The organism is Bradyrhizobium campsiandrae, assembly GCF_014529705.1.
GTDB lineage: Bacteria > Pseudomonadota > Alphaproteobacteria > Rhizobiales > Xanthobacteraceae > Bradyrhizobium > Bradyrhizobium campsiandrae.
The window spans coordinates 107355-127547 of the sequence record NZ_JAANIH010000022.1 but is presented as its reverse complement, the minus strand read 5'-3'; the positions used below and the strand labels follow the sequence as shown (position 1 = coordinate 127547).

At 65.0% G+C, this 20193-nt stretch carries 15 protein-coding genes and 1 pseudogene; 10 read left to right on the top strand and 6 right to left on the bottom strand.

What is annotated here, in order from left to right:
- The first annotated feature begins 96 nt into the window (after positions 1–96).
- The 7 genes and pseudogenes from pimA to G8O24_RS18380 all read left to right on the top strand — a co-directional run.
- Positions 97–1779: a dicarboxylate--CoA ligase PimA gene (gene pimA, locus G8O24_RS18410; protein ID WP_188101669.1), complete on the top strand. Its 1683-nt coding sequence runs from the start codon at positions 97–99 to the stop codon at positions 1777–1779.
- Positions 1776–2963: an acetyl-CoA C-acyltransferase gene (locus G8O24_RS18405; RefSeq protein WP_188101667.1), complete on the top strand. Its 1188-nt coding sequence runs from the start codon at positions 1776–1778 to the stop codon at positions 2961–2963. Before pimA ends, G8O24_RS18405 begins: the two co-directional genes overlap by 4 nt.
- A gap of 17 nt (positions 2964–2980) precedes the next feature.
- Positions 2981–4171: a pimeloyl-CoA dehydrogenase large subunit gene (gene pimC, locus G8O24_RS18400; protein WP_188101666.1), complete on the top strand. Its 1191-nt coding sequence runs from the start codon at positions 2981–2983 to the stop codon at positions 4169–4171.
- Between the two features lie 161 nt (positions 4172–4332).
- Positions 4333–5475, top strand: coding sequence for a pimeloyl-CoA dehydrogenase small subunit (gene pimD, locus G8O24_RS18395; protein ID WP_188101664.1), 1143 nt, complete (start codon positions 4333–4335; stop codon positions 5473–5475).
- Positions 5476–5625: 150 nt separating this feature from the next.
- Positions 5626–6399 carry an SDR family NAD(P)-dependent oxidoreductase gene (locus tag G8O24_RS18390; protein WP_188101662.1) on the top strand — a complete coding sequence of 258 codons (774 nt, stop codon included), beginning with the start codon at positions 5626–5628 and terminating at the stop codon, positions 6397–6399.
- Positions 6400–6650: 251 nt separating this feature from the next.
- On the top strand, positions 6651–8156 hold the full coding sequence (gene glpK / locus G8O24_RS18385) for a glycerol kinase GlpK (protein WP_188101660.1): 1506 nt from the start codon (positions 6651–6653) through the stop codon (positions 8154–8156).
- Between the two features lie 181 nt (positions 8157–8337).
- Positions 8338–8463 (top strand): annotated as a pseudogene (locus tag G8O24_RS18380) (GNAT family N-acetyltransferase); the annotation flags it as partial.
- 166 nt (positions 8464–8629) lie between these two features.
- On the opposite strand, the gene G8O24_RS18375 reads toward G8O24_RS18380, so the two are convergent.
- Entirely contained in the window at positions 8630–9184 is a 555-nt protein-coding gene (locus tag G8O24_RS18375) for a GNAT family N-acetyltransferase (protein WP_188101659.1), read from the bottom strand.
- Positions 9185–9520: 336 nt separating this feature from the next.
- On the opposite strand from G8O24_RS18375, the gene G8O24_RS18370 reads away from it, so the two are divergent.
- Positions 9521–10114 (top strand): GNAT family N-acetyltransferase, encoded by a 594-nt coding sequence (locus G8O24_RS18370; protein ID WP_188101657.1) that lies wholly within the window; start codon positions 9521–9523, stop codon positions 10112–10114.
- A 32-nt stretch (positions 10115–10146) separates the two neighbouring features.
- On the opposite strand, the gene G8O24_RS18365 is transcribed toward G8O24_RS18370, so the two are convergent.
- Entirely contained in the window at positions 10147–11094 is a 948-nt protein-coding gene (locus tag G8O24_RS18365) for a threonine/serine dehydratase (RefSeq protein ID WP_188101655.1), read from the bottom strand.
- A gap of 155 nt (positions 11095–11249) precedes the next feature.
- Here G8O24_RS18365 and G8O24_RS18360 point away from each other — a divergent pair, with 155 nt between their 5' ends.
- On the top strand, positions 11250–11879 hold the full coding sequence (locus tag G8O24_RS18360) for a glutathione S-transferase family protein (RefSeq protein WP_188101653.1): 630 nt from the start codon (positions 11250–11252) through the stop codon (positions 11877–11879).
- Positions 11880–12242: 363 nt separating this feature from the next.
- Here the strand turns inward: G8O24_RS18360 and metH are convergent, their stop codons facing one another.
- Positions 12243–16094, bottom strand: coding sequence for a methionine synthase (gene metH / locus G8O24_RS18355; RefSeq protein WP_188101651.1), 3852 nt, complete (start codon positions 16092–16094; stop codon positions 12243–12245).
- A 6-nt stretch (positions 16095–16100) separates the two neighbouring features.
- A complete protein-coding gene (gene metF / locus G8O24_RS18350) occupies positions 16101–17027 on the bottom strand; it encodes a methylenetetrahydrofolate reductase [NAD(P)H] (RefSeq protein ID WP_188101650.1) in 927 nt (308 codons plus the stop codon).
- Positions 17028–17428: 401 nt separating this feature from the next.
- Between metF and G8O24_RS18345 the strand changes: the two genes are divergently transcribed.
- Entirely contained in the window at positions 17429–18445 is a 1017-nt protein-coding gene (locus G8O24_RS18345) for an LLM class flavin-dependent oxidoreductase (protein WP_188101648.1), read from the top strand.
- Positions 18446–18573: 128 nt separating this feature from the next.
- Here the strand turns inward: G8O24_RS18345 and G8O24_RS18340 are convergent, their stop codons facing one another.
- Entirely contained in the window at positions 18574–19431 is an 858-nt protein-coding gene (locus G8O24_RS18340; protein WP_188101646.1) for a prephenate dehydratase, read from the bottom strand.
- Positions 19432–19452: 21 nt separating this feature from the next.
- Complete coding sequence (locus G8O24_RS18335) at positions 19453–20193, bottom strand: 3-deoxy-manno-octulosonate cytidylyltransferase (protein ID WP_188101644.1); 741 nt, start codon at positions 20191–20193, stop codon at positions 19453–19455.

Here is a 20193-nt window from a genome sequence, read left to right as displayed (position 1 = left end):
CCCTGACCCTCCCCCACAAGGGGGGGAAGGAGCCCGACCACAGGTGCCCGCCTTACGTGGAATTGCTGTCCGCGCAGCACAGAGTGACAAGCATTAATGACCCATCCCGGCGAACAGTTTTACCCCGAGGGCGTGCATTGGGACGACACCATCGTCCAGGGCACGCTGCCCGATCTGCTCTCGACGGCCGCAGCGACTTACGGCTCGCGTACCGCGCTGGAGTTTCGCGATTCCCCGATCACCTACACCGAGCTCGCCGCAATGGCCGAGCGCGCGGCGGCGGCGTTCCTGCGGGCCGGTTGCGGCAAGAACACTTCCGTGGCGCTGTTCCTCGGCAACACGCCCGACCACCCCGTCAATTTCTTCGGCGCGCTGAAGGCAGGCGCCCGCGTCGCGCACCTGTCGCCGCTCGACGGTGAGATCGCCTTGACGCACAAGGTGTCGGATTCCGGCTCGCGCCTGCTGGTGACCTCGAACCTTCAAGCCCTGCTGCCGACCGCGCTGAAATTTCTGCAGAAGGGGCTGATCGACCGCCTCGTCGTCTGCGAGGACGATCATTGGGGCAAGATCGGCACGCCGCAGGCGGTGATCCCCGATGATCCCCGCATCGTCACCTTCAAGGCCTTTGTCGAAGGCGCGCCGCTGCCGGCAGAGTGGCCGGCCGTGGCGGTCGATGACGTCGCGCTGCTGCAATATACCGGCGGCACCACCGGTCTGCCCAAGGGCGCCATGCTGACGCACGGCAATCTCACCTCGGCGGTGTCGATCTACGATGTCTGGGGCAAGCCGGCCCGCGCGGCCCGCGGCGACGTCGTCGAGCGGGTGATCTGCGTGCTGCCGCTGTTCCACATCTACGCGCTCACCGTCGTGCTGCTGTCCTCGCTGCGCCGCGGCAATCTGATCTCGCTGCACCAGCGCTTCGACGTCGAAGCCGTGATGCGCGATATCGAGGTCAAGCGCGCGACCTATTTCCCCGGTGTGCCGACGATGTGGATCGCGATCGCCGCGCTGCCTGATCTGGACAAGCGCGACTTCTCCTCGCTCAACGCCATCGGCTCCGGCGGCGCGCCGCTGCCGGTCGAGGTCGCGAGCTTTTTCGAGCGCAAGGTCGGCAAGAAGCTGAAGAGCGGCTGGGGCATGACCGAGACCTGCTCGCCCGGCACCGGCCATCCGCCCACAGGTCCCGACAAGCCCGGCTCGATCGGGCTGATGCTGCCTGGCATCGAGCTCGATGTCGTCTCGCTGGAAGACCCGACCAAGGTGCTGCCGCCGAACGAAGTCGGCGAGATCCGCATCAAGGGCCCGAACGTCACCAAAGGCTATTGGAACAAGCCGACGGGATCCGCCGAGGCCTTCGTCGACGGCCGCTTCCTCACCGGCGACATCGGCTATGTCGACGCCGACGGCTATTTCTTCCTGGTCGATCGCAAGAAGGACATGATCATCTCAGGCGGCTTCAACGTCTATCCGCAGATGATCGAGCAGGCGATCTACACCGTATCCGGCGTGCACGACGTGATCGTGCTCGGCATTCCCGACCCGTACCGCGGCGAAGCAGCAAAAGCCTTCATCAAGCTGAAGCCGGACGCAAAGCCGTTCTCGCTCGACGAGCTGCGCGCGCAGCTGACCGGGAAGATCGGCAAGCACGAGATGCCGGCGGAGGTCGAGTTCGTCGACGATCTGCCGCGCACGCCGGTCGGCAAGCTGTCGCGCCACGAACTGCGCCAGCAACGGAAACCATCACAATCCACCCCCCATGCATCAGGAGGTCGCTCTTGACCGACGCCGTCATCGTTTCCACCGCCCGCACCCCGATCGGCAAGGCCTATCGCGGCATGCTCAACGCCACCGAGGGCGCCACGCTGCTCGGCCATGCCATCGGCGAAGCCGTCGCGCGCGCAAAGGTCGATCCGAACGAGATCGAGGACGTCGTGATGGGCGCGGCGCTCCAGCAGGGCGCGACCGGCGGCAACATCGCGCGCAAGGCGCTGCTTCGCGCCGGCCTGCCGGTGACCGTCGCCGGCACCACCATCGATAGGCAATGCGCCTCCGGCCTGCAGGCGATCGCGCTGGCCGCGCGCTCGGTGATCTTCGACGGTGTCGAGATCGCGGTCGGCGGCGGCGGCGAGTCGATCAGCCTCGTGCAGAACGACAAGATGAACGGCTTCCACGCCCAGGACCCGGCGCTGCTCAAGATCAAGGGCGAGGTCTACATGCCCATGATCGACACCGCGGAAGTCGTCGCCAAGCGCTACGGCATCTCGCGCGAGAAGCAGGACGAATATTCTCTCGAGAGCCAGCGCCGCACCGCCGCGGCCCAGCAGGGCGGCAAGTTCAAGGACGAGATCGCGCCGATCACGACCCAGATGGCTGTGACCGATAAGGCGACCGGCACCGTCTCGATGAAGGAGGTCACGCTGGCGCAGGACGAAGGCCCGCGCCCCGAGACCACGATCGAAGGCCTTGCCGGCCTCAAGCCGGTACGCGGTGAAGGTTTCTCGATCACCGCCGGCAATGCCAGCCAGCTCTCCGATGGCGCGAGCGCGAGCGTGATCATGAGCGACAAGGAAGCGGCCAAGCGCGGCCTCAAGCCGCTCGGCATCTTCCGCGGCTTCGTCTCCGCCGGCTGCGAGCCTGACGAGATGGGCATCGGCCCCGTTTTCGCCGTGCCGCGCCTCTTGAAGCGCCATGGCCTCACGGTCGACGATATCGGCCTCTGGGAGCTCAACGAGGCCTTCGCGGTCCAGGTGCTCTATTGCCGCGACAAGCTCGGCATCGACCCCGAGAAGATCAACGTCGATGGCGGCGCCATCGCGGTCGGTCATCCCTATGGCATGTCGGGCGCGCGCCTGACCGGCCACGCTTTGATCGAAGGCCGTCGTCGCAAGGCGAAATACGCCGTCGTCACCATGTGCGTCGGCGGCGGCATGGGCGCGGCGGGATTGTTCGAAGTATTGCAATAATTCTAAGGGAGGATCCGATGGATCTCGCATTCACGAAAGAAGAACAGGCGTTTCGCGAGGAAGTGCGGGCATTCTTCCGCGACAACGTGCCGCCGGATACGCGGCGCAAGCTGGTCGAGGGCCGTCATCTGTCGAAGGACGAGATGGTGACGTGGTGGCGCATCCTCAACAAGAAGGGCTGGGGCGTCAGCCACTGGCCGAAGCAATATGGCGGCACCGGCTGGACCAGCGTGCAGCACTACATCTTCAACGAGGAGCTGCAGTCCTATCCGGCGCCGCAGCCGCTCGCCTTCGGCGTCAGCATGGTCGGTCCGGTCATCTACACCTTCGGCAACGAAGAGCAGAAGAAGAAGTATTTGCCGCGCATCGCCAATGTCGACGATTGGTGGTGCCAGGGCTTTTCCGAGCCGGGCTCGGGCTCTGACCTCGCTTCGCTCAAGACCAAGGCCGAGCGCCGTGGCGACAAGTGGATCATCAATGGCCAGAAGACCTGGACCACGCTCGCCCAGCACGCCGACATGATCTTCTGCCTCTGCCGCACCGATGCGTCGGCGAAGAAGCAGATGGGCATTTCCTTCATCGTGTTCCCGATGAAGTCGAAGGGCGTCACCGTGCGCCCGATCCAGACCATCGACGGCGGCCATGAGGTCAACGAGGTCTTCTTCGACGACGTCGAGGTTCCCGTCGAGAACCTGATCGGCGAGGAGAACAAGGGCTGGGATTACGCGAAATTCCTGCTCGGCAACGAGCGCACCGGCATCGCGCGGGTCGGCGTCTCCAAGGAGCGGCTGCGCCGCATCCGCGATCTCGCTGGCAAGGTCGAATCATCAGGCAAGCCGATCATCCAGGACGCAGCCTTCCGCGAGAAGCTCGCGGCCTGCGAGATCGAGCTGAAGGCGCTCGAGCTGACGCAGCTTCGCGTCGTCGCCGACGAAGGCAAGCACGGCAAGGGCAAGCCCAATCCAGCCTCCTCGGTGCTCAAGATCAAGGGCTCCGAGATCCAGCAGACCACCACCGAGCTGCTCATGGAAGTGATCGGCCCGTTCGCCGCGCCCTACGATGTGCACGGCGACGACGGCTCCAACGAAGCCATGGACTGGACCGCCCAGATCGCGCCGAGCTACTTCAACAACCGCAAGGTCTCGATCTACGGCGGCTCCAACGAGATTCAGCGCAACATCATCGCCAAGGCGGTGCTGGGGCTGTGATCCCGCACCGTCACCGCACACTCGCCGTCATGGCCGGGCTAAAGCGCGAAGCGCGTCTTCGCACGGATGACCCGGCCATCCACGCCTAGCGGCACGAAGAACGTGGATGCCCGGCACAAGGCCGGGCATGACGACAACAGACACCGGGAGAGTATAGAAAAATGGATTTTGACCTGACCGAGGAGCAACGGCTCCTCAAGGACAGCATCGACGGCCTGCTGACCGATTCCTACGATTTCGAGAGCCGCAAGAAATACATGAAGGAGAAGGGCGGCTGGAGCAAAGCCGTCTGGCTCAAGCTTGCCGAGCAGGGCCTGCTCGGTCTGCCCTTCAGCGAGGCCGATGGCGGCTTCGGCGGCGGCGGCGTCGAGACCATGATCGTGATGGAAGCGCTCGGCAAGGCGCTCGTGCTCGAGCCGTATCTGGCGACGGTCGTGATCGGCGGCGGCTTCCTGCGTCACGCCGGCAGCGATGCGCAGAAGGCCGCGCATGTGCCAGGGATCGTCGACGGCAGCAAGACGCTCGCGTTCGCCCAGCTCGAGAAGAACTCGCGCTACGATTTGTTCGACGTCGCCACCACCGCGAAGAAGAAGGGTGACGGTTGGATCATCGACGGCGAGAAATTCGTCGTGCTCAACGGCGAGAATGCGGACACCCTCATCGTCACGGCACGCACCAAGGGTAGCCGCCGCGATACCACAGGCATCGGCGTGTTCCTGGTGCCGGCCGATGCCAAGGGCGTGACGAAGAAGTCCTACCCGACCCAGGACGGCCTGCACGCCGCCGACATCACCTTCACCGGTGTCGAGGTGGGTGCGGATGCGGCGATTGGCAATCCCGATGATTCGCTCGCCCTGATCGAGCGCGTGGTGGATGAGGCCCGCGTCGCGCTCTGTGCCGAAGCGGTCGGCCTGATGGACGAATCGCTGAAGACCACGGTCGAATACATCAAGACGCGAAAACAGTTCGGCGTCGCGATCGGCTCGTTCCAGTCGTTGCAGCACCGCGCCTCCGACATGTTCGTCGCCACCGAACAGGCCCGCTCGATGTCGATGTTCGCGACCATGGCGAACGATTTCGAGGACGCCAAGGAGCGCAGCAACGCCATTGCCGCGGCCAAGGTGCAGATCGGCAAGTCGCTGAAATTCGTCGGCCAGCAGTCGATCCAGCTCCACGGCGGCATCGGCATGACCATGGAGGCCAAAATCGGCCACTACTTCAAGCGCCTCACCATGATCGAGAACACTTTCGGCGACACCGATTACCACCAGCGCCGCGTCGCGGATTCGGGCGGGTTGATCTAGGCTACGCATTGCGAGGTGGAAGCCGCACAAAGATCGTCATGCCCGGGCCTGTCCCGGGCATCCACGTCTTGGCGGCAAGTGAAGAACGTGGATGGCCGGGACAAGCCCGGCCATGACGGCGAAGCAAGTCGAAGCAGTGAGGCAACAACGATGAAAAACACCCCGTTCGATCTCACCGGAAAAGTCGCCGTGGTCACCGGCTCCAGCCGCGGCATCGGCCGCTCCTCGGCCGAGCTGCTCGCAAAACTCGGGGCCAAGGTCGTGGTGTCATCGCGCAAGGCCGATGCCTGCAAGGAGGTCGCCGACGGCATCAATGCCGCGGGCGGCGAGGCCGTCGTCATCCCCTGCAACATCGCGCGGAAGAACGAGGTCGAGGCGCTGATCTCTGATACCACCAGGCACTATGGCAAGATTGACATCCTGGTCTGCAACGCCGCGGTGAATCCTTATTACGGCCCGCTGCTCGACATATCAGATGAAGCCTTCGACAAGATCATGGGCTCGAACGTCAAGAGCAACATCTGGCTCTCCGCGCTCGCGATTCCTGGGATGGCCGAGCGCGGCACCGGTTCCGTCGTCATCATCTCCTCGATCGGCGGCCTGCGCGGCTCGACCGTGATCGGCGCCTACGGCATCTCGAAAGCCGCCGACTTCGCGTTGTGCCGCTCGCTCGCCGGCGAATGGGGCCCGAAGGGCGTCCGCGTCAATTGCATCGCGCCGGGTCTCGTCAAGACCGATTTCGCCCGCGCGTTGTGGGAAGACGAAGCCAATCTCAAGCGTCGCACCGCCACCACGCCGCTGCGCCGCATCGGCGAACCCGACGAGATCGCCGGCGCCGTGGCCTATCTCGCCTCCGACGCCTCGAGCTTCATGACCGGCCAGACCATCGTGATCGACGGCGGTGTCACGACGGCCGCGGTGTAGTCGCGGTCTGCTCCCTCGCCCCGCTCTTGCGGGGAGAGGGTTGGGGTGAGGGGCTTCTCTCCGCGTGTGAGGTCGGCGAGGGACCTGTACCCCCCTCACCCGGAATCCGCGCTTCGCGCAAATTCCGACCTCTCCCCGCAAGCGGGCGAGGTGAACAAGGCGGTGCCGCTGGTATTGACCTTCCGCCTCCAATCCGCTCCCTTTGGCGCGACACAATGACCCTCCCGGGAAAAACGCCAAGGTAAGCTTCCATGTCTTTCGTCCTCGCCATCGACCAGGGCACCACATCCTCGCGCGCGATCGTGTTTCGCGGCGATATTTCCATCGCGGCGAAGGCGCAAGCCGAGTTTCCGCAGCATTTTCCGGCTTCGGGCTGGGTCGAGCACGAGCCGGAGGACATCTGGACCTCGACCGTGATGGTGTGTCGCGAGGCGATCGAGCAGGCCGGCATCACGGCCAAGGACATCGCCGCGATCGGCATCACCAACCAGCGCGAGACCACCGTGGTGTGGGATCGCGCCACGGGGCAGGCCGTGCACCGCGCCATCGTCTGGCAGGACCGCCGCACCGCCGACATCTGCGCCAAGCTCAAGGCCGACGGCCGCGAGGGCGTGATCTCGCAGAAGACCGGCCTGATCATCGACCCCTATTTCTCCGGCACCAAGGTCGCCTGGATCCTCGACCACGTCCCCGGCGCGCGGGCGCGCGCCGCCCGCGGCGAATTGATGTTCGGCACCGTCGATTGCTACCTGCTGTGGCGCCTCACCGGCGGCAAGGTGCACGCGACCGATGCCACCAACGCCTCGCGCACGCTGCTGTTCAACATCCACACCGGCCAATGGGACGACGAGCTGTTGGAGATCATCGGCGTGCCGCGCTCGATGCTCCCCGAGGTGAAGGATTCGTCCGCTCGCTTCGGCGAGAGCACGCCGGACCTGTTCGGCGGCGCGATCGCCATTTCAGGCATCGCCGGCGACCAGCAGGCTGCAACCATCGGCCAGGCCTGCTTCCGCCCGGGCATGATGAAGTCGACCTACGGCACCGGCTGCTTCGCGCTGCTCAACACCGGCACCACGCCCGTCGTCTCCAAGAACAAGCTGCTCACCACCATCGCCTATCAGCTCGGGGGCAAACGCACCTACGCACTCGAAGGCTCGATCTTCGTTGCCGGCAGCGCGGTGCAATGGCTGCGCGACGGCCTCGGCATCATCAAGCACGCGGCGGAGACCGGCCCGCTCGCCGACCAATCGGACTCGATGCAGAGCGTCTACCTCGTCCCCGCGTTCGTCGGCATGGGCGCGCCCTACTGGAATCCGCGCGTCCGCGGCGCGCTGTTCGGCCTCACCCGCAACACCGGACCTGCCGAGCTCGCGCATGCCGCGCTTGAAAGCGTCTGCTACCAGACTTTCGATCTCTGGGCCGCGATGCGCGCGGACTGGCCGAGCTCGGAGGTCGCCAGCGTCGTGCTGCGTGTCGATGGCGGCATGACCGCGTCGGACTGGACCATGCAGCGCCTCGCCGATCTCCTCGACGCCCCGGTCGACCGCCCGGTGATCCAGGAGACCACAGCGCTCGGCGCCGCCTATCTCGCCGGCCTCGAGGCCGGCGTCTATCCCGAGCCGACCAAGTTCGCCGACAATTGGCGCCTCGAGCACCGCTTCAAGCCGAACATGAGCGAGGCGACGCGCGAGCGAAAGCTTGCGGGATGGGCGCGCGCCGTGAAGGGCGTGCTCGCGAGCGATGAGGGAGAGGGGTAGGCACGCCCGTCTCGACGAGGTCGTCCCGGCGAAGGCCGGGACCCATACTCCGCAGCAGATCTTGCGAGCGGGACTCGTCGTTCCAGCTCCACAAAGCAATCTGCATTGGTGGTTATGGGTCCCGGCCTTCGCCGGGACGACATAGAATGTATGGCTGCGCTCAGCCCCACAGGAAACCGCAATGACTCTCCCCGACGGCTATTCCGACATTCCCACCGGCAAGATCGCCGCCGTCGTCACCCATCTGGAGATGACGGCACCTCCTCAGCGCCGCGACGATCCGCCCGGCGCGTGGAGCCTGCGCAAGGCTGCATAGCTGGCATTGGTGAAACCCGGTCAGACGGCTTTCGGCATGGCGCCGCATGGAGTCGACAATCGTGCCGGTCTTTTACATCAGCCAAGCCGTCGTTTTCACGGTTAGGCGACTGTCGGTGCCAACGGAACCCCTTCTCAATAGTCGACGAGAGGAGTGCCTATCGCCGACCGCTTGGCTGAGCGGCCGTATGGGGCATATCCCTCATAACAACCCATTCCTTTTTCAACAGGGCGTATCCGACCTCGTCATGCCAGCGACCGGCGCCGAATCGGCTTTCGATCGACTGGCTTTCCAGACGCATTCCAATCCTGCGCATCGTGCTGCGGGAGGCTGCGTTCGTCGAAAGACAACTGGCCGTGACGCGATGCAGCCCACGTTCGGCAAAATACCATTCGGCCAGTGCTTTCGCCGCTTCGGTTGCGTAGCCCTGTCTGCGATGGTCCGAATGAAGCCACCAGCCCATGTCGCCCTGCTGAGGATCAGCTTCAGCAATGAAGATGCCGACTTCGCCAATCAGCCCGGGGTATCCAAGCCGCTCAACGGAAAACATCCTCCAGCCGGGTGCGTCATCGCTGAGCCGGGATTGGGTGGACAGGAAGGAACGGGCGCTCTCCTCGTCTACCATGTCCATCATCTGAGAGGCGAGGGATGTCGGCTCATTGCGGTAGGCCAAATAACCGGGAAGATCGTCTATTGTCGGCGTACGGAGCATCAGACGTTGGGTCGCTATAGACGGCATCATGGCCTTCAACTACCCCGTTGGGGGCGATTGACCAACCTAAATCGGACATTCTGAAGTCCATCAGATCGAGCCATCTGCCATGCGTTGGCGAAGGCACGGCAAGCACGTTAAGTTAGCGCTTATGGGTACGCCCCTCTCGACGAGGTCGTCCCGGCGAAGGCCGGGACCCATACTCCGCAGCAGATCTTGCGAACGGGACTCGTCGTTCCAGCTCCACAAAGCAATCTGCATTGGTGGTTAAGGGTCCCGGCCTTCGCCGGGACGACATAGAATGTATGGCTGCGCTCAGCCCCACAGGAAACCGCAATGACTCTTCCCGACGGCTATTCCGACATTCCCACCGGCAAGATCGCCGCCGTCGTCACGCATCTGGAGATGACGGCACCTCCTGCGCGCCGCGACGATCCGCCCGGTGCATGGAGCCTGCGCAAGGCCGACGCGCTCGCGCTTGATTGGTACCGCGACCTCTTCCGCCGCGTCGGCGAGGAGTGGCTGTGGTTCTCGCGGCTGCGCATGACCGACGCCGAACTCGCCGCGATCATCCAGGCGCCTGATGTCGAGGTCTATTCACTCGTGGTCGACGGCCGCGACGAGGGCCTGCTGGAGCTGGATTTCCGCGAGCCCGGCCAGTGCGAGCTGGTCTATTTCGGCGTCACGGCCAGCCTGATCGGCAGCGGCGCCGCCCGCTTCCTGATGAACCGCGCGCTGGAGCGCGCCTGGTCCGCCGACGTGCGCCGCGTGTGGGTCCACACCTGCACCCTCGACCATCCCTCCGCCGTCGCATTCTACCAGCGCTCCGGCTTCCGCCCGTTCCGCCGCCAGATCGAGGTGGCCGATGATCCGCGCCTCGATGGCTCCGCGCCACGCGATGCCGCGCGGCATGTACCGATCATCGAATAGCTATGACGGAGCGTGGCCGTCACCGCCCGCCGTTAGCCGTCGAAATTCACCGCCGTCGTGTTGGCGCCGCAGACCAGCACCGCAACCCTTTCGCCGGGCGAGGGACGATAGCGGCCGGAGAGCAGCGCGGCAAAGGCGGCTGCGCCACCGGGCTCGGCCACCACGCGCAGGCTTGACCACAACGCCGCTTGCGCTAGCCGGATCGCCTCGTCGCTGACCAGGACGACTTGCTCGACATGGGCGCGCGCGATCGGAAACATCAATGCGCCGACGCGCTTTGGCGCGAGGCTGTCGGCAGCGAGGCCGCCGGCCGGTGCGTCGACGGGCTCGCCCGCCGTGAATGCGGTGTGCAGGGTCGGCGATTGCTCCGGCTCGACTGCCACGATGCGCGTCCGGCCGGCGTACCATGCCGCAATGCCGCCGATCAGTCCGCCCCCGCCGACCGCCACCAGCAGCGTGTCGATGCCGGGGGCGTCCTGCTCCAGCTCCATCCCGACGCTGCCTTGGCCAAGCAAGGTCTCGGTCTGGTCATAGGCGTGGACGGCCAGCGCACCGGTCTGGGCGACATGAGCCTCGCTTGCGGCGAGCGCATCGGCGTAGCGGTTGCCCGCGATGACGAGCTTGGCGCCGTAGCCCTTGATCCGCTCGGCCTTTGCCGGCGAGGTGATGTCGGGCACGAAGATCGTGGCGGGAATGCCGAGTCGCTGCGCCGCATAGGCCGCCGCGGCGCCGTGATTGCCGCCGGAGGCGGCGACGATTCCAGCCTTGGGAACCTGCCGCAGCAGCAGATTTGCGAAGGCGCCGCGCACCTTGAAGGATCCGGAATGCTGCAGCATCTCGAGCTTGAACGTGACGGGTGCCGCCGGCAGCCCGAAATCGGCGAGATCGGCCTGAATGAGCGGCGTGCGCCTGATATGCGGACGGATGACGGCCTCGGTCGCCGCGATCCGCTCGCGATTGATGTCTGATGTCACTGTCATGATGGTGTCCTTGATAGCGCATTCGGGAGACGCTGTCCCGGTGCCGTTGCATCCAGCGCAATGCTCCATGTCCGGGATTTTGCTTGCAACGCTGCAAGCTGTTCATGGAAACTGATCGGCCCTGCCTTGTCCAACGACGGAGAAGAGCGAGAACCATGTTCCTGATCGGCCAATATGATTCCCCCTTCGTCCGCCGTGTCGCGATCGCGCTCCGGTTCTACGATCTCGCGTTCGAGCACAGGCCGTGGTCGACCTTCGGCGATGCCGACAAGATCGCGCCCTACAATCCGCTGCGCCGGGTGCCGACCCTGGTGCTCGACGACGGCGAGGCGCTGATCGAGAGCACGATCATTCTGGATTATCTCGACGAACGCGTCGGGCCTGAGAAGGCGATGTTGCCGCGCAGCGGCGTCGATCGTCGGAGGCATTTGCGCATCTGCGCGCTCGCTTCAGGCCTCGGCGACAAGGCGGTCAGCCTGCTCTATGAGCGCGTGCTGCGGAAGGAGCAGCTGGCGCTATGGGTCGAGCGCTGCCGCGCGCAGATCGGCGACGTGCTTGGGGTGCTCGAAGCCGAGCGCGCCAAGGTAACGACGCCGTATTGGCTGGGGAATCGCATCGGCCATGCCGACATCGCGGTCGCCTGCGTCATCAGGTTCACTCGCGAGGCGCACCCCGATTTGTTCGATCCGGCACGCTATCCGGCGCTCGCAGTCCACGCCGAACGCTGCGAAGCGCTGGCGCCGTTCAGGGAGATCGTGCAGCCGCTGGCGCCGCCGAAGGGGTAGTTGCCGCTGTTTCTCCAACGTCGTCCCGGCCTAGTGCGCAATTGCGCACGGGGGGCCGGGACCCATACGCCGCAGCAGTAGTTTGGCGAAGGCTCGCAGTTGTCAGCGTCGCTCCATGACCACTCCCTGTGGTGATGGGTCCCGGCCTTCGCCGGGACGACACACCGAGGGTCGGGGTGCGCGCTCGATCTCACGACGATAGGCCGGGCGACCAGCGTCACGCGCAACACCTGATCCTGCCCTTATACAGCTGTTTTGCCCGACGGAACAAGCGATTTTCGGTAAGACCGAAGAGTCGCGACCACCGTCACCCCCCATCCCTACTGTGCATGGGGTTGTTTTCGCGTTTCGCGTTCGGAAGCGTTACCCCACCCCCGCGCGCTTCTTCTGCCAGACCAGATGCACCGCGCAGGTGCAGCCGGGCGGGTGCGCGGCGAGATCCTCGCGGGTCTCGTCGTTCGCGGGCGTCGCGGCAAAGGCCTTGTCGCTCGCCTGCTGCGAGGGGATGTAGTTCAGCACCGGCGCGAGCCAGCGCTCGGTCTCCGCCACACTCATGCCCTTGCGTGCAGCGTAATCCTCGACCTGGTCGCGCTCGATCTTGCCGACGCCGAAATAATAGCTCTCGGGATTTGCAAAATAGAGCCCGGATACGCTGCTGCCCGGCCACATCGCAAAGCTCTCGGTCAGCTTCACGCCGGCGGTCGCTTCCGCATCGAGCAGCTCGAACAGCGTCGCCTTCTCAGTGTGATCGGGCTGCGCAGGATAGCCGGGGGCGGGACGGATGCCCTGATATTTTTCCAGGATCAGGTCTTCGCTGGACAGCGCTTCGTCGGGTGCATAGGCCCAGAACTCGCGGCGGACGCGGGCATGCATGCGCTCGGCGAAGGCCTCGGCAAGGCGGTCGGCCAGCGCCTTGCACAGGATCGAGGAGTAGTCGTCATTGGCCATCTTGAAGCGATCAGCCACGGCGTCTTCGCCGATGCCGGCGGTAACCACGAAGCCGCCGACATAGTCCGGCACGCCCGCCGGCGCGACGAAGTCGGACAGCGCCGCGTTGAAACGGCCCTCGCGCTTCTCCAGCTGCTGGCGCAGCGTGTGCAGCGTCGCAATGCTCTTGGTCCTGCTCTCGTCGGCATAGAGCACGATGTCGTCGCCTTGCGCATTCGCCGGCCAGAAGCCAATCGTGGCGCGGGCCCGGAACCACTTTTCCTTGACGATGGTATCGAGCATCTTGCGCGCATCGTCATAGAGCGAGCGCGCGACCTCGCCGACCTTGGCGTCGTCGAGGATGGCGGGGAAGCGGCCCGCGAGCTCCCAGGTCTGGAAGAACGGCGTCCAGTCGATATACGGCACCAGCTCGGCGAGATCGTAATCGTCGAAACTCCTGATGCCGAGGAAGGTCGGCTTCACCGGCCTGTTCCTGGCGAAGTCGACCGGCACGCGGTTGGCGCGGGCATCCGCCAGCTTCAGGCGCTTCTTGTCGGCCTGCGCCCGCAGATGCGCCTCGGAGATCTTTGCATATTCGGCGCGCACCTCGGCGGCATAGGCTTCGCGCTTCTCCGGCGAGAGCAGCGAGGAGGCGACGCCGACCGCACGGCTGGCGTCGTTGACGTGGACGACGGGACCGGCGCGATAGCTGGGGTCGATCTTCACCGCGGTATGGACGCGGCTCGTGGTGGCGCCGCCGATCAAGAGCGGCAGCTTCAACCCTTCGCGCTGCAATTCGCCGGCGAAGAACGCCATCTCGTCGAGCGAGGGCGTGATCAGGCCGGAGAGGCCGACGATATCGGCCTTCTCCGCCTTCACTGTCTCGACGATCTTGGCGGCCGGCACCATCACGCCGAGGTCGATGACCTCGAAATTGTTGCACTGGAGCACGATGCCGACGATGTTCTTGCCGATGTCGTGGACGTCGCCCTTGACGGTCGCGAGCACGATCTTGCCCGCGGACGACGAGCCCTCCGTGCCGATGCCGTTGGCGAGATTGCGTGCCTTCTCCTCCTCCATGAACGGCATGAGCCAGGCGACCGCCTGCTTCATCACGCGCGCGGATTTCACCACCTGCGGCAGGAACATCTTGCCTTCGCCGAAGAGGTCGCCGACCACGTTCATGCCGGCCATCAGCGGCCCCTCGATCACGTCGAGTGGCCGCGAGGAAGTCTTGCGGGCTTCCTCGGTGTCCTGCTCGATGAACTCGGTGATGCCGTGCACCAGCGAATGCGACAGCCGCTTCTCCACCGGCCATTCGCGCCAGGCGAGATCGGCTTCCTTGCTTTCCGTCTTCTTGCCGCGGAATTTCTCGGCGAGCGCCAGGAGGCGCTCGGAGGCACCGGGGTCGCGGTTGAGGACGACGTCCTCGCACACTTGCCGCAATTCGGGGTCGATGTCGTCATAGACGATCATCTGCCCGGCATTGACGATGCCCATGTCCATGCCGGCCTTGATGGCGTGATACAGGAACACCGAATGCATGGCCTCGCGCACCGGCTCGTTGCCGCGGAATGAGAACGACAAATTCGAGACGCCGCCCGAGATGTGCGCGCCAGGCAGGTTCTGCCTGATCCAGCGCGTCGCCTCGATGAAGTCGACGCCGTAATTGTTGTGCTCCTCGATGCCGGTCGCAATCGCGAAGATGTTCGGATCGAAGATGATGTCCTCGGGCGGGAAGCCGACCTTGTTCACCAGGATGTCGTAGGCGCGCTTGCAGATATCGGTCTTGCGCGCAAACGTGTCGGCCTGGCCGGCCTCGTCGAACGCCATCACCACGACGGCCGCGCCGTGGCGGCGGGCGATCCTGGCCTCGTGGATGAATTTCTCCTCGCCTTCCTTCATCGAGATCGAATTGACGACCGGCTTGCCCTGCACGCATTTCAGGCCGGCCTCGATCACCGCGAACTTCGACGAGTCGACCATCACGGGGACGCGCGCGATATCGGGTTCGGCGGCAACGAGGTTGAGGAAGGTCACCATCGCGGCTTCCGAATCGAGCAGGCCCTCATCCATGTTGACGTCGATGATCTGCGCGCCGTTCTCGACCTGGTCGCGCGCCACTTGAAGGGCCGCGGTGTAATCGCCTGATGTGATCAGCTTGCGGAAGCGGGCCGAGCCGGTGACGTTGGTGCGCTCGCCGACGTTCACGAAGGGAATCGCATCCGTCAGCACGAACGGCTCGAGCCCGGAGAGGCGCAAGCGTGGTGCGATCTCAGGCACGATGCGCGGCTTGTGCGGGGCGACGGCTGCGGCAATGGCCGCGATATGATCCGGCGTAGTGCCGCAGCAGCCGCCGACGATGTTGACGAGGCCGTCGCGCGCGAACTCGCCGATCAGGCGGGCCATATAGTCCGGCGTCTCGTCATACTGGCCGAATTCGTTGGGCAGGCCGGCGTTCGGATAGGCGCAAACCAGCGTATCGGCGACGCGGCCGATGTCGGCGATATGCGCGCGCAAATCTTCCGCGCCGAGCGCGCAGTTGAAGCCGATGGTGATGGGCCTGGCGTGTCGCACCGAATTCCAGAACGCTTCCGGCATCTGGCCCGAGAGCAGGCGCCCCGACTTGTCCGTGATGGTGCCTGAGACCATCACGGGCATATCGATGCCGAGTTCCTCGGTGATCTCGGCGATGGCGTAGAGCGCCGCCTTGGCGTTGAGCGTGTCGAAGATGGTCTCGACCAGCAGCAGGTCGACGCCGCCCTCGATCAGGCCGCGGATCTGCTCGCCATAGGATTTGCGCAAATCGTCGAAGGTGACGGCGCGGTAGCCGGGGTTGGCGACGTCAGGCGAGATCGAGGCGGTGCGGTTGGTCGGGCCGATGGCGCCTGCGACGAAGCGCGGCCTGCCGTCTTCGGCGGCGACGCGCCTTGCAGCATTGCCGGCGAGGCGGGCGCCTTCGCGCGCCATCTCGTGGACGATGTCGGTGAGGTCGTAATCGGCCTGCGCGATCGAGGTGGTCGAGAAGGTATTGGTCGCGACGATGTCGGCGCCGGCACGCAAATAGGCGGCGTGGATGTCCTCGATCGCCTGCGGCTGGGTCAGGATCAAGAGGTCGTTGTTGCCGCGCAGATCGCGATGGAAATTCTTGAAGCGCTCGCCGCGAAAGGCGGCCTCGTCGAGCTGCAGGTTCTGGATCATCGTGCCCATGGCGCCGTCGAGCACGAGAATGCGCTCGCGCGCGGCGTCGAGCAGGGCGGTTCGCTTGGCGGAAACGGGTACGGTCATTTTCTCTTACGCAGCTTTCTGGTCGCTCTTGGCGCGAATGCCGAGCAAGTGGCTGATCGCGAACACGAGGTCGGCGCGATTCATGGTGTAGAAATGGAAGGTGTCGACGCCATGCTTGGCGAGCTTCTGCACCTGTCCGGCGGCGACGGTCGCGGCCACCAGCTTGCGGGTCTCCGCGTCCTCATCGAGGCCTTCGAACTTCGCGGCGAACCAGTCCGGCACGGTCGTGCCGGTACGGGTGACGAAATTGCGCGCCTGCTTGAAATTGTGCATGGGCATGATGCCCGGCACGATCGGAATGTCGATGCCGCGGGCGCGGACCCGGTCGAGGTAGCGGAAGTAGAGGTCGTTATCGAAGAACACTTGCGTGATCGCGCGCGTCGCGCCGGCGTCGACTTTTGCTTGAAGCGTGTCAATATCGGCGTCGAAGTCGCGCGCCTCCGGGTGCTTCTCGGGATAGGCCGAAACCGAGACCTCGATGTCGGCGTGCCGCTTCTTGATCCCTGCAACGAGGTCAGCCGAGCTCTGATAGCCCTCGGGATGGCTGGAATAGGGCGTGCCGATGCCGCCGACGGGATCGCCGCGCAAGGCCACGATGTGGCGGACGCCGACCTCATGGTAGCGGTCGACGATCTCGTCGATCTCGCCACGCGAGGCGCCGACGCAGGTCAGATGCGCAGCCGGCAGCAGCGAGGTTTCCTTGAGGATGCGGGCGATGGTGGAATGGGTGCGCTCGCGGGTCGAGCCGCCGGCGCCATAGGTCACCGAGACGAATTTCGGATCGAGCGGCGCCAGCCGATTGATGGTCTCCCAGAGATTGCGCTCCATCTCTTCGGTCTTGGGCGGGAAGAACTCGAAGGAAATCGCAGGCCGTGTCACGGCAAGGCGCCCGTTTGGACCGTCGGATGTCACAGGCGTCGTCAAATCGGTCATGGCACCACTCACTCCAGGGGCTGGCCAGCGGGCCGGCGGCCGCGGTTGGATCTAGCTTGGAGGGACTTAAGATAGGGCAAAGCCAGATCTCCCGACAGCCCATCCGCGATGGGAAGTCGCCCACTTAAGGTGAAGTAGTGCCGAATATTGCGATGCAAGTGGCCTGAGTGGGAAATCCGGAGATTTGCTATTTAATATAACTATATCAATATATTGGTTCTATCGAAGGTGATCAAGAAGGTTCTAATTTCGTTGTGGGCAGGGTGAGTGTAGCTCTGCGATCTTTTCAATTGTCCCAACTCGATGTCTTGCCGGGCCCGCGGGGCCTCTCGACCCGCACACGCCAGATCTGCGCTGCTGGCCCATTGCCGCCGCGCCGGCCTCCACTACGTTGAGCAGCCATGATCCCGCTCTCAGTCCTCGACCTTTCCGTCGTGACCACAGGCACCAAGCCTGCCGCGGCGCTCCGCAACAGCATCGACTTGGCGCGCCATGTCGATGGGCTCGGCTATGTCCGCTACTGGCTTGCCGAGCACCACAACCTCGCCTCGGTGGCAAGCCCGGCGCCCGACGTGATGATCGGACAGATCGCGGCGGTGACGAAGCATATCCGGGTCGGCTCCGGCGGCGTGATGCTGCCCAACCACGCCCCGCTGGTCGTGGCCGAGCGCTTCAAGATGCTGGAGGCGTTGTTTCCGGGGCGGATCGATCTCGGCCTCGGCCGGGCGCCAGGTACCGACGGGGCCACCGCCTATGCGCTCCGCAGCCGGCTCGATCGCCGCGAGGGCGACGATTTCCTGGAACGGCTGCATGAGCTGATCCTGTGGGAGACCCGCGAATTCCCTGCGGGGCATCCCTACCACAACGTCGTTGCGATGCCCGAAGACACCAAGCTGCCGCCGATCTGGCTGCTCGGCTCCAGCGACTATTCCTCGGAACTGGCAGCCCAGGTCGGCATGGGCTTCGCCTTTGCCCATCATTTCGCGTCCCATGATGCGATCGACGCGATGGTGCATTATCGCAACCGCTTCCAGCCCTCGGCCTGGCGCGCAAGCCCGCATGCGATCCTCGCCGTTGCCGTCATCACGGCGGAGACCGATGAGGAAGCCGAAGAGCTCGCGACCTCCTTCGATCTGAACCGCCTGCGCCGCGACCGCGGTCAATATCTGCCGCTGCCGAGCGTCGAGGAGGCACTGGCCTATCCCTATGCGGATTCCGAACGCGTCTCGATCGCGCGCAACCGCTCGCGTCTGTTCGTCGGCAATCCAGCGACGGTGCAGAAGAAACTGGAGCCGCTGATCGAGGCGAGCAAGCCGGACGAGCTGATGGTGATCACCGCCGTCTACGACCACGAAGCGCGAAAGAAATCGTATTCGCTGCTGGCCGAGGCATTCGGGCGGGCGAGGCGGGCGGCGTAAGCTGCTCTCTTGCCCCGGACGCCGCGCAGCGCTTCTTCAGCGGTGCGCTGCAGAGCCGGGGCCCATCGCAGTCCGGAAATTGTAGCCCCTGGGTCCCGGCTCGCGCTTCGCGCGTCCAGGACATGAGACTAGTCCTGTGCTTCGCTGAACGTTGCGCGGAACGGGTGGCCCGGATACACGCCGACGATGCGGAATTCCCGCGAGAAGAATTTCAACTCCTCGATGGCGAACGCCAGGCCCTTGTCTTCGGGATGACCATCGACATCGGCGTAAAACTGCGTCGCGAAGAAATTGCCGTCGACCATGTAGCTTTCCAGCTTGGTCATGTTGACGCCGTTGGTGGCAAAGCCGCCGAGCGCCTTGTAGAGCGCAGCGGGCAGGTTGCGCACGCGGAAAACAAAAGTCGTGACTAGCGGGCCTGAGCCTGGCGCGGCCCATTTCGGCTCGCGCGCCAGCACCACGAAGCGCGTGGTGTTGTGGGCCTCGTCCTCGATGTCCTCGGCGAGGATGTCGAGGCCATAGATTTTTGCCGCAAGGCGCGAGGCGATCGCGGCAACCGTCTTGTCGCCGCGCTCGGAAATGTCGCGGGCGCTGCCGGCGGTGTCGGCGTGCACGATCGGCTTGATGCCGAGCTTGCGGATGATGCGCCGGCACTGGCCGAGCGCGTGCACGTGGCTCTCGACGCTCTTGATGTCCGACAGCTTGGTGCCCTTGATCGCCATGAGCTGATGGCGGACCGGCAAGAACCATTCGCCGATGATGAAGAGGCCGGAGGCCGGCAAGAGATGATGGATGTCGGCGACGCGCCCCGCCACCGAGTTCTCGATCGGGATCATGCCGAGATCGGCCTCCCCCGAGGAGATCGCCGACAGTGCGTCCTCGAAGGTGGCGCAGGGCATCGGCTCGGCGTCGGGATAGGCCTCGACGATGGCGATGTGGGAATTGGCGCCAGGTTCGCCCTGGAATGCGATCTTCATCTTGCTCATGACGGGCCTTGTAGCAGCGGCTCAGGATTTGGAAAGGATGCCGCGAGCGGTCTCGAGGTCCGCCGGCGTGTCGACCCCGCGCGGGACGGTGTCGACGATGGTAAAGTCGATCCGCATCCCGGCCTCCAGCGCGCGCAGTTGCTCGAGCTTCTCCTGCAATTCCAGCGGCGAGGGCGGCAAGGAGACATAGCGCTCGAGCGCAGCGCGGCGATAGGCATAGAGGCCGATATGGTGGTAGCGCGGCCCGTCGCCGGTCGGCGCGGTGGCACGGGTGAAATAAAGTGCGCGCATCCGGCGACCGCCGAGCGAAGTTCCGATCGCCTTGACGACGCTCGGGGCGAGGTCCTCCTCCGTGGTGTGGATCTGCGAGGCCAGCGTGGCGATATCCACGGCCGGATCTTGCAGCGGCGGCAGCACCTCGCGGATATTGTCGACCGTGATGGTCGGGAAATCGCCCTGGAGATTGACCACGATCTCGGCCTTGCCGTCCGGATCGAGCTTCTGCATGGCCTCATGGATACGGTCGGAGCCGGAGGGATGGGCGGGACTGGTCATCACCGCCTCGCCGCCATGGGCGGTCACGACCGACGCGATCTCGGCGGTATCGGTTGCCACCGCGACCCGGCCGATGCCGGCGGCCTCGGCGCGCCGCATCACATGCACGATCATCGGCAGGCCCGCGATATCGGCGAGCGGCTTGCCGGGCAGGCGGGTGGCGGCCATGCGGGCCGGGATCAGCACCAGGATGCGGGGGTCGATCAT